The following is a 10,374-nucleotide window of genomic DNA, read 5'->3' as shown; positions in this document are numbered from 1 at the left end:
TGCTTCACCGATGATAGGTTCAAATGTCGTACTGTTCGTTGGACAGAACCAGAAACTGACAACATCCCCATTCTTCAGCGTATTTTTACTAAGTCCTTCAGAAGCTGGCACATCATTGATCAAGATCGACCATGATTTAGAAGAAGGACCCCATGGTTCATTGTTAGTTCCATTAATACCATTGATCCAGAACGAACCGAATGATGCATACCATTCGTCTGATACGTTGATACTAAAACCAGCACTTTGATTAGCAGCTACAAGAGCTCCAAGATCGGTGAAATTATTGATCTCATAACTTGCAGACTGATTGCTGGTAGGCACAAAATCAAACGTACCGGAAGGTAACTCAACCTCGCCATCCCAGATGACAGATGGTGCAGCTCCCGCCATTGATGGCATTACCATCATCATACCCAAAATAATTATACATATAACCCAGATCCTTTTCCCCATAGTGATACCTCTTACTCTTTCGCTTTAAATTAGAAACCCTTAATAAAGATGGAATTGAATGGTATATAAAGCTCTGTATTTAGATTACAGATGTTATCAGTATAGAACACAAAATTATATGTTGAAAGTGCGCTAATCAAAATATAAACTATGCAACTGATTGAAAATACAAAAGTATTCAATGAGTAAAGGTATTTTCATTACTTTAACGTAGGAATCATTGATATTGAAAAAAAAGTAGTGGGTGCAAAACATTGCAATCCACTATCTATTTTATTATGCTTTAACAGCTACCAGTGAAAGACCCAGTTTCTTTTCTAAGTCCTTTACTTCTTTAGCAGCGTCTTCATTTAAGTCTGCATACTTGATTTCAGCATCTGAAAAAGCAATTAAGGTTACACCTAATTTGCTTTCTAGATCAGCGATAGCTTTCAGATTTTCGGTGTCTATTTTTGAAAAACTCCACATTTTAAAACCCCACTATTTTATTATGCTTTAAGAGCTACCAGTGAAAGCCCCAGTTTCTTTTCTAAGTCCTTTACTTCTTTAGCAGCGTCTTCATTTAAGTCTGCATACTGTACCCCATCATCTGAAAAAGCAATTAAGGTTATATCCAATTTGCTTTCTAGATCAGTGATAGCTTTTAGATTTTCGCTCTCGATTTTTGAAAAACTCCACATTTTAAAACCCCAACAGAATATACATTCGATTAGTTTATATGTTTATTGCCTTAAATGATTATAAATATAATTAATATTGAATACATGAGTGGCAAGCATTAACATTCAAAAATGGATGCCTGTGTAAGGTGTGCTTCATCTACCGGCCCGAAGAAAATAGTCCTGCATACCCGTGATTTCATGATGAGCGTTTTCAGGAAAGGAACTTCCAACCCTCTTCATGAGATGCAGAGTATGCAATTCGGTGTGATGTGTGCGGCAGCTTTTGCAGCATCAGGAAAACTGCCTGAGCGATCACAACTTGAAGGTTCAGTGAGTGATCTTGCCAAAAGTGAAGAAGGAATAAAGCAGGCAAGCAAATTGCAGGATTTTATCGGCGGTGAACAGTTTGAGGGCGGTGTATGTGGGGAGTACAGGGATTTTTCGGTTTGTATCCTGCCGACCATCATCTGTGAAAAGCCGGTGTTTACTGTGGGGCTTGGGGATACTGTGTCTTCAGCTACTTTTTTGAGGTGGCTGGAGATCGATAAAGAATTTGAATTAGGCGGATGTGGACATAATATCCCTCTGGGAAAGCTGGGTTTTTTTACCAAGTGGTTCCAGACGGGGTATAACATAAAGAGAGTTCGTGATCTGGTTGTTGATAACCTCCACGTCAATGTTATATGTGGTCTTTATGTTGGATGGTGTCAGTACTTCATCGGGGGTTCCACTGGAGATCACATCTCCATCCCTGAGAAGGTAGATCTTGTCACAATAATATGCTGCAAGGTTCAGGTCATGCATGACCGCTATGACAAGCATTCCTTTTCTGGAAGCATCTTTTACGAGGTTCAATATGTCTATCTGATTCGTAATGTCCAGGTGGGAGGTTGGTTCATCCAGAAGCAGTATCTTTGGATCCTGTGCAAGTGCACGGGCAATGATCACTTTTTGCAGTTCTCCACCACTTAGTTGTGTAACGAACCTATCCTTTAGATGAAGTGTTTTCGTCTTTTTCATCGCATCCTGCACAATTTCCATGTCTTCATGTGTCTCAGCACCTTTGATGTATGGGGTACGACCCATTAAGACAACGTCTTCTACGGTAAACTCGAAATTAATGGATATTACCTGCGAGACCATGGCTATATTCTTTGCGATCTCGACACTGCTCATCGTATCAAGACTTCGTCCATCGACCGTTATGCTTCCGCCATTTGGTTTTATGATATTGTTGATCGTCTTTACCAGCGTGGTCTTTCCTGAGCCGTTCGGGCCAATGATCCCTACAAATTTTCCTTTTTCTGCACGGAGGTTCACCTGATTGAGTATCTGACGGTTCCCATATTTCACGATAACACCATTTACTTCAAGCATAGAGACTTTTCCTCCTTTTTCTTAGAAGATATACAAAGAAAGGAGCACCAAAAAGGGCGGTAACTATGCCTACAGGAAGATCCACCCCTTGCAGGGATCCGACCCTTTCGAGTATTACCTGGAACAACATAATGTCATTTGACTCTAATACCGCCTGCGCCTTGGTGGGAAATGTCCTTGCAAATGTATCAGAGAGCACTAAAAAGATGGCTCCCATTAATGTAGAGGCAGGCAGGAGACCTCTGTGATCAGGTCCTATTATGTTGCGCATGATGTGGGGCATGATAAGCCCTACAAAACCTATGATCCCACTAACGGATACTGCTGCAGCGGTAATCAATGCAGAGAGTATCAGGACCTGCTTTTTAACACTCTCAACATTAACTCCCAGGGATTGTGCCTGCTCTTCTCCCAGCAACATCACATTCAGGTTCCAGGAGTGTCTATATGATAATAATATACCTGTAAACACTATGACCAGAGTGATCTTCACTTTATCCCAGCTTGCATTCCAGAATCCCCCCATCATCCAGTAAATGATCTGATGAAGAGATTCCGAAAAGAAGAGGAAAAAGGATGTAAGTGCTGATAAGAAGAAACTGATAGCTATACCTGCAAGAAGAAGTGTATCTACAGGGACCTTTCCACCGACCTTTGATATGTTATATACTACAAATATGGTTATAGTGGCAAAGATAAAAGATATGAGCTGTATCGGTAGCAGTAGTGCAAAACCAATAGCTGCGCCAAGGGCTGCACCGGAGGACATTCCTATGATGTAAGGGTCTGCCAGTGGGTTCTTCAGAAGACCCTGCATGGAACAGCCTGCAGTGGCAAGTGCTGCTCCAACGAGTGCAGCGAGAAGCACGCGAGGTAGTCGAATTCCCACAATGATCTTTTCCTGACCGTCGGTCCATGTGCGATCAGGAGAGATGCTGTTGAACAATGTTGAACCGTCAAACTGGATACCTATCAGAGACAAGATCCATGATATTGTTCCCTGGACACATTCAAGCAGGCCCATATAAATTATCTTAGCTGTCAGGACCGGTGAAATATTGGTGGTTCCAATTGCGGTGTTGCTGACAACTACGATCAACAGGGTCACTGCCAGTGCAATAATTACGCTTCTTACGGAACCAGTATACTTTGGCATGTTCTCTATTCCCCGTAAATCTAATGCTTTAGTATCGTCTGCTTCCCATATATCCGAGGACCATCATGCTGATGGCAAGCAATACTCCGAATCCAGGTGCATTTGCAGTTGCATTTCCGCCATCCTGCACAAGACCCTCCTCTTCCGGACCTTCATCTGCTGCATCTACGTGTGGCTGGCTTGCGTCAGTCAAACTGGTGTAATCCTTCTGTTCCCAGTCGTCTCCCATATATAAGTGGAGTACTTCCAGCCCCTGGACTATCCTCGGACCAGACAGTTCGATGATGTTCGGATCTTTTATGGGGTATACTCTGTCGTTCTTAATAGCAGCTACTGTTTCAAGAGCATCGTTGTTCCTTGTGTTGTTCGCTATCTGGTAGGACAATCCTCCCATTCCTGAACAGATTATTATCTGCGGGTCAGCACTGACGATGTTTTCAAGGTTTATGGTAGGCCACCCGTTTGCTTCAATTATGTTCTGTCCTCCGGCCATGGTGATCAGATCACTTGGGTATGTATCTTTTCCGGCTGAATAGATGGGATCATCCCATACTATGTACAGGACCCTTGGTCTTTCTTCATCAGGTATTCCTTTGGTACTGTCTGTGATATCACTGATAGTTTGTCTCATCCCATCTACTATTTCCTGTGCATTGTCCTCATTGTTCGTGATTGTCCCTACAAGGAGTATGCTTTCTATGATCTCGTCCATTGCTTTTGGATTGATCATTACGGTCTGTATATTAAGGTCTTCAAGGCGTATGATCGTGTCCTCTCCATTCGCTTCATCGAGTATGACAAGATCAGGTTCGAGTTGTACGACCGTTTCATAATTAATCGTAGTGTATCTCCCGACTTTAGTCAAGTTGATGGCTTCTGGCGGGTATTTGTCATCTTCTGTACCTCCAACCATCTTGTCTCCGGCACCAACCGTGAATAGTATCTCAGTTATACTTGGCATAAGGGATACGATGCGTCCCGGTTCCTTTTCTATCGTAATTGTGGCACCTGATGAATCAGTGATGGTTATTGGGTACTCCACGGTATTGTTGTCTGATGCCTGGACGTTTGATATAAGCAACAGGATGGAGATGAGCAGGATGATAGGAGTTCTTTTTAGCATGGTGCTTTCCTCATTATCAGTTTTGATGAAAACTAATAAAATGTGTCTGTAAAAGCTTTGTGTTAAAGATTATCTATGTTATTCTTAATAATAAGAATTCCGATAAAGATTCTTAGTTGTGTTTGATAAAGAGATTATCAAAGCAGTAAGAGATTATGGCGGTCCAGCAAAGCACATCGTTGATGAATGGCTTAGTTTGAAGTTGTTAGAATGGTATGTTCCATTACCTCCAAACGAAAGAATCAGTTATGGAATGAAACCATGCTGGTGACTTTTCATCCACCGCTTCTACCTAAATTTCCAAGACCTCTTGCTTCCGGAAACTCCTCTTTATGAAGCTCATTATTTAATTGTTCTACTCGTCCCTCATAATTCATAATCAGTTTCAGAAGGATGTAAAATTATTAAAATATAGTTGACTTAAATTGGAATAATAATAAACTTCATGGAATCAATGGTTTTTTTTGTGTTTGCATTTTGCTTATGGATATAAAGTGTTTTCATTTTGTAGCATTAATGAATTAACTCTAAAATCTGTGGATTATACTTGTAGACAATATAAGTGATAGGGATATCAAACCATAGAATCCTTGTATGTAAGCTAAAATAACAAAATCCATTTCAATATTAATTGTAATGCTTGCGAGTCATTTCCACTGGAAATATTTAATTGTGATTAAAAACAGTATCCTGATATCTATTATGCAATTAGGGTTATTACCTCAGCTTTGAAATAAATTAACATAAATTCCGATATAATCGTATAGCTAAGAAAGGTTATAAGGATTTTATAAAAAATGTTAGTGAAATAATGAAACTTCATAAGCAATATATAGTTGTTTCCATACATATGGAAAATAGTTTAGAAGATATTATCAAGAAATATTTAACATCCTCACACACCTCTATTATTTCAGACTCGGCTTTAGGTTTTGAGAGAAGTGATTGTATCAAATCGCGCGTTTTACTGGGAATTCTTCCAATGCAAAACTCCTTTTCAGACTTATTCGTTTGCTCGGAAGTTGTGTCAGGGGTATCATTTTACCCCTGACGAGTATTGACGTGTTGCACGTCATTGGTTTTTTCAAATCCGTCAGGGGAAAGGGGTATTTTCTCCATTGTAGCAATGTATGTGTGTGTCTTGTATAAACATACTACTCTGCATATTACTACAATGAGAGGTTAACCCCTGACACCCTGACGGATTGCTCTCATGCTCTTGATTATTTACGTCAGGGGTAAAATCCCGACCCATGACGGATTAGAAACATACGCAATTTTCCCACGTTGTTACACGTTTGCCAGTGGGTTCTCGGCCACTAATATATCCAAGTTTTTTAAATCTTTTCGCAAACACATTTTCATGTTGTGGTTTAATCCCACGTCCTTTACACCAATCCGTGTATTTGTTGAGCATTACACCTTTAGTTGTAGCAGACTCAGAAAATACCACACACTCATCAGCAAATGCAGCAATATGGTCAGAATTGATTCTGTACATCTGCATGACCTGCTCCAGAGATCGATCATAGCTGTATTCACCGATCTCAAGCAGCCTCTTTAATGCAGGTATCACAAGATTTAGAAGACCCGAAAGCTCATCCTCTGTAGTTATTTTGGCGAGGATATCACCATCACAGTTGTCTCCAACAAACTGGTTTGGGAATGCTAGAAGAATCCATCTCCTGAAATACGCAAAATCATTCCCCGGCACAGGTGGTAGATCATTTGCACTGAAGATCATTCTGGCCGTGTTCTTGAATTTGAACGGATGCTCGAACTTCCGCTGTGCTCTAATCCACCCATCGTTACCCGTTAACATCTTGAAAGAACTGTGCTCGTATAGAGCAGATGATGCAAGGTCTGGGAAGATGTTCGCATGCTTACCATATAGCTCTGCAAGAGAATAAGGATCCTTTTCAAGCATGTGAAGTGATTCACAACTCGTGTTTTGATCTCCCAGGAACTCACCGAACATGGAGAGCAATACAGACTTACCGTTTGCACCTTTCCCGAGTAACATCACAGACTTCTCAATCCTCGTGTCAGGTATCAGGCAGTATCCAATAAACTCGTACATAACCGCTACATCTTCCGGACGCAGTACATCTTCCATGAATTGCTCGATCTTAGGACACACAGCTTCAGGGTCATACGTCACGGGAATCTGGACGATGGAGATATTGCTAGGATTGTGTTCCTCGAGTTTATCAGTTTCAAGATTATAGACCCCGTTAAGAAGATTAATACGCTTGGTATCATGATTAATCTGTGATCGTGGAATCAATGTTTCCACCTTTATGTAGTTGACAACCTCTGAAATACGATGTTTTGCAGATGCATCTCCTAAAACGTTCTGGACGTTCTTGGCGATGACATCTTCACCATCCGGAACATAGACACCGTTACGGTAGTAGAAGATTTTCTTTGTATCCTTAAATGTGATGAACCTGTCCAAGTCCATTATCTGTTCTGCAAGTTTCTTTATCTGTAGCTTTCCACGTTTAGAAAAGAACGATTTCTCATTACCAAGGCATGGCATAATATTTTTCATACTGTCCACACCTCTTTATTTGTAGCACTTTTAAGCATAACAGCAAATCCTCTTTTGATTGGATCTCTGTGATTCTTCCAGTGTTCGACAACATCTCCGTATTTGTTCATGAAGTCATCTGCAAAATCTTTATCAAAAATAGAGTTATTATCCATGTTGCATAATCTCCGTAGATTGTGTGTTATTGCGGTCGGTCGAATCTTGTCGGACAATACCGGCTGCAATTACAATTTCTTTGTTTTTGTTTACCTCAATTTTTACTGTTTTCAAGTTGTTACCAACTGATCGTATCCAACTTATGGGAATTGCTACCATGTAGGACCCGCCAATTTTGTTAATTTTCCTTTCTCCAAAGTTTAACATATTTTAAACCTCAGATACTGATATGCGTTTAACTATTTAAAAAAATTTATCGCACAATCTGTTTGTTAGTGCGATATATCGTAACAATTCCTTAGCCTTACGATAATTAAATATTATCATCAGTTCGATATATCTATATGCTAATACTAATATCTATTATAACATGCATCCGAACAACTCGGTATTATAATTTTAAAATGCTTGGTTCAGTCACCAAAAACAACCCGAGAGGTACTTGAAGATTTGGGTTATGACAAAAAAAAATTTAATGTTATTGATAAGCCGTTGAAAAAATTAAAAGACAATGGATTTGTACTATCAAAAAAAATAGATTCTTCTAGGCCCGGTGCCAAACCTGCATTAAATTCTCTTACCCCTGATATTACTACACTTAGATATTTGGTTACGAATGTATATGATGATGAATCTATCTTCGATCTCATGGATAGTAAATATTACTATGACATAATTCAAATTGTAATTGACTATCTATGTGAAAATACAAATAATAAATTAATTAATCAAGGTCGTGAATTCTTAAGTTTAGTGTTGAAATATAGTCAAACATCTCTAAAACTAATTCTATCTGATGAATTGAATGAAAAACTCGTGTCCATTGGTGGACGTATGGATCTGGTGGATTTTGGTTATAATAATGTTGATGCTCTTTACAAATCAGCTATAATAGCAACTCTTCATAACACTAGATCAAACGGTGCTGAAGCAATATATGCTGAAATAATGAACTGTGTGCGTCAAAAAATGAAAAAGTTAAAGAAAACGGGTGCGAAAAATCAAAATGATCACTATTTAATGTATCTTTTCAATAAACTTTTTGAATCCGATTTATTCACTGATAAGATACCTTCGTCACTATCGACTGCATTTTTAGAAGACTATAGCAAAATGGGGGATATTTTAAAAAAGTTTGAAGATCAAACTGTTTATTCAATGAACCCTGTGTGACAAAACCTGTTTGTTATGCGCATGGATGTAAACTTTATACCTTTGGTATTGGCTTCACTACCATGGATTCCATTGGATTTGGCAAAGTGTGTAATCAATTATTGTGAAATGTTCGGAGGAAAGATGAAGTTTAATTCTTCATCTGCTGCATTCCTGTTTTTAGAGCCTCCAGTAAGATATTCGGATCTGCTTCTGCCCTTTTCATCATCAAGGCCGTTGCGGCATCATCGTCTAACGCTGTTTTCATATCAAGAATCATGCTACAAGTGCTGCAATATTTGCTATCATAAGGGTTTTTTGTCTTGCATCGGGGGCATTCAATGGGTTTAAGGTGCTCTTCTCTGTGCTCTTCCTCATCTTCAATGATGCCATAACTTGCCAGCATTTTCTTCTCTACATCATCACCCGACATGTGAATATATACGGCTGGCATTTTGCTATCATCTTCCCATCCGGCAATGATCCTTAATTCAGATTCCCGGAATCCACGTTTAACGAGTTCGGTTAACCTTCCGTGTCGGAATGCGTGAGGATGAACATTTTTCTTGATACCTGCATGATCGGAAAGCGTATTTATTAAATTCTGAACTGTTCGCACATCTAAACGTCGGGGAGCATCTCCGTATTTACGTGCTGTCACAAATAAAGGTGCATCTGGGTTCTCTCTTTGTGGGTGCTGGTTGACCCATAATTGTAAATCGGGTACTGCATCAACCAACCTGAGTCTTCTCATTCCGGTTTTTCCATTTACAATGATGACCGCGCCATAACGATCAAACTCTACATTCCTTATGTTCAATGCTAACAATTCCCCTATCCTTGCAGCAGAATCCCACAAAGTCATTACGAGTCCCCTGTCTCTCTGATTATCACACGCTGTAAGTAACTGCGTTATATCGTCTTGTCTTATCAACTCTGAGACTGGTAAACGGTTCTTTTGTGGTTTGGTTTTTACGCCTTCGAAGAAATCATTATCTGGCTTTAGCCACTTAAAGAACAACCGTAAATCAACGATATCGTTATGCACCGTCTTAGGCTTTCTATTCTCACGCCTATGTAAGATATAACTCTGTATATCATCTTTTGAGATATCATCGACCGGTTTATCGTTGTAGTATTTCAAAAAAGTGTATACTTTCCATAATTTAGTATTTACTGTTGATTCTTTGAACCCATTAAGTTGAAGGGATTCTTCATATTTTTTCAGTATTAGTTCATTGTTTCCAGTTGTGTCTGGTCTATGTTTCATACATGTTAGTTAGTTTCTAAGGATCTCAATGTTATGTAGCCCTCTGAATAGGGCTTAGGACCCTGTCTCGTAGGAGTTCGTGCGTTCGAATCGCACCTCCCGCACTACTTTTAAAAAATGATCAGCTTTGCCATTCCATAAAAAGTTCGAGATGGCAGAAGCTACTGGATTCTTAAATATCTGAATAAAAAAGGTTTGATCTCTACAGATTCAGATATCCGTGTAGAGATCCTTTTCGTACAATTATCTATTCAAATAGAACTCGATAGCTTCTGCCAGTTCCTTATGGTCCTTGGCATATTCTGCAATGTCCACTCCCTGAAGGTATGCATCACATGCTTGGACAAGTGCCTTTGCACCTGACTGTGTGCCTCCGGGGTGGGAGTGTACGCCTGAACCCATGGTAGTGATGAAATCGACATTCTCCATTACATCTATGAAGGGTTTCAGTTTCACAGGGTTAAGGCC

General features: G+C 39.6%; 11 protein-coding genes and 1 pseudogene. 2 read left to right on the top strand and 10 right to left on the bottom strand.

Going from position 1 to position 10,374, the window contains the following annotated elements:
* The 3 genes from QAS77_RS07350 to QAS77_RS07340 all read right to left on the bottom strand — a co-directional run.
* A partial coding sequence (locus QAS77_RS07350) for a DUF4430 domain-containing protein (protein ID WP_305064704.1) occupies positions 1-402 on the bottom strand: 402 nt, incomplete at its 3' end.
* 330 nt (positions 403-732) lie between these two features.
* The gene (locus tag QAS77_RS07345; RefSeq protein ID WP_305064702.1) at positions 733-924 is read right to left on the bottom strand and encodes a hypothetical protein; all 192 of its coding nucleotides are present in this window, start codon (positions 922-924) and stop codon (positions 733-735) included.
* Between the two features lie 20 nt (positions 925-944).
* Positions 945-1,136 (bottom strand): hypothetical protein, encoded by a 192-nt coding sequence (locus QAS77_RS07340; protein ID WP_305064700.1) that lies wholly within the window; start codon positions 1,134-1,136, stop codon positions 945-947.
* Between the two features lie 111 nt (positions 1,137-1,247).
* On the opposite strand from QAS77_RS07340, the pseudogene QAS77_RS11625 reads away from it, so the two are divergent.
* A pseudogene (locus QAS77_RS11625) lies at positions 1,248-1,586 on the top strand (hypothetical protein); the annotation flags it as partial.
* Positions 1,587-1,676: 90 nt separating this feature from the next.
* Here QAS77_RS11625 and QAS77_RS07335 read toward each other — a convergent pair.
* The 5 genes from QAS77_RS07335 to QAS77_RS07315 all read right to left on the bottom strand — a co-directional run bounded on the left by QAS77_RS07335 (position 1,677) and on the right by QAS77_RS07315 (position 7,483).
* The gene (locus QAS77_RS07335; RefSeq protein ID WP_305064699.1) at positions 1,677-2,495 is read right to left on the bottom strand and encodes a heme ABC transporter ATP-binding protein; all 819 of its coding nucleotides are present in this window, start codon (positions 2,493-2,495) and stop codon (positions 1,677-1,679) included.
* Positions 2,488-3,651 (bottom strand): FecCD family ABC transporter permease, encoded by a 1,164-nt coding sequence (locus tag QAS77_RS07330; protein WP_250869285.1) that lies wholly within the window; start codon positions 3,649-3,651, stop codon positions 2,488-2,490. Before QAS77_RS07330 ends, QAS77_RS07335 begins: the two co-directional genes overlap by 8 nt.
* A gap of 28 nt (positions 3,652-3,679) precedes the next feature.
* Positions 3,680-4,774 (bottom strand): ABC transporter substrate-binding protein, encoded by a 1,095-nt coding sequence (locus QAS77_RS07325; RefSeq protein WP_305064697.1) that lies wholly within the window; start codon positions 4,772-4,774, stop codon positions 3,680-3,682.
* 1,261 nt (positions 4,775-6,035) lie between these two features.
* Positions 6,036-7,328 carry a DNA primase family protein gene (locus tag QAS77_RS07320; RefSeq protein WP_305064696.1) on the bottom strand — a complete coding sequence of 431 codons (1,293 nt, stop codon included), beginning with the start codon at positions 7,326-7,328 and terminating at the stop codon, positions 6,036-6,038.
* The gene (locus QAS77_RS07315; RefSeq protein ID WP_250869453.1) at positions 7,325-7,483 is read right to left on the bottom strand and encodes a hypothetical protein; all 159 of its coding nucleotides are present in this window, start codon (positions 7,481-7,483) and stop codon (positions 7,325-7,327) included. The genes QAS77_RS07320 and QAS77_RS07315 overlap by 4 nt, the downstream gene beginning before the upstream one ends.
* 451 nt (positions 7,484-7,934) lie before the next feature.
* Here QAS77_RS07315 and QAS77_RS07310 point away from each other — a divergent pair, with 451 nt between their 5' ends.
* Positions 7,935-8,657: a hypothetical protein gene (locus tag QAS77_RS07310; RefSeq protein ID WP_305064694.1), complete on the top strand. Its 723-nt coding sequence runs from the start codon at positions 7,935-7,937 to the stop codon at positions 8,655-8,657.
* 130 nt (positions 8,658-8,787) lie between these two features.
* Here QAS77_RS07310 and QAS77_RS07305 read toward each other — a convergent pair whose 3' ends face one another.
* Both QAS77_RS07305 and QAS77_RS07300 read right to left on the bottom strand, forming a co-directional pair.
* Positions 8,788-9,906 carry a site-specific integrase gene (locus QAS77_RS07305; RefSeq protein WP_305064692.1) on the bottom strand — a complete coding sequence of 373 codons (1,119 nt, stop codon included), beginning with the start codon at positions 9,904-9,906 and terminating at the stop codon, positions 8,788-8,790.
* A 243-nt stretch (positions 9,907-10,149) separates the two neighbouring features.
* Positions 10,150-10,374, bottom strand: a 225-nt coding sequence (locus tag QAS77_RS07300) for a RuBisCO large subunit C-terminal-like domain-containing protein (protein WP_305064690.1), incomplete at its 5' end; no start/stop codon positions are given.

Origin of the sequence: Methanococcoides sp. (genome assembly GCF_030594565.1) — an archaeon.
GTDB lineage: Archaea > Halobacteriota > Methanosarcinia > Methanosarcinales > Methanosarcinaceae > Methanococcoides > Methanococcoides seepicolus.
The sequence above is the reverse complement of the archived record's forward strand: the minus strand, read 5'-3'. Positions and strand labels throughout refer to the sequence as shown.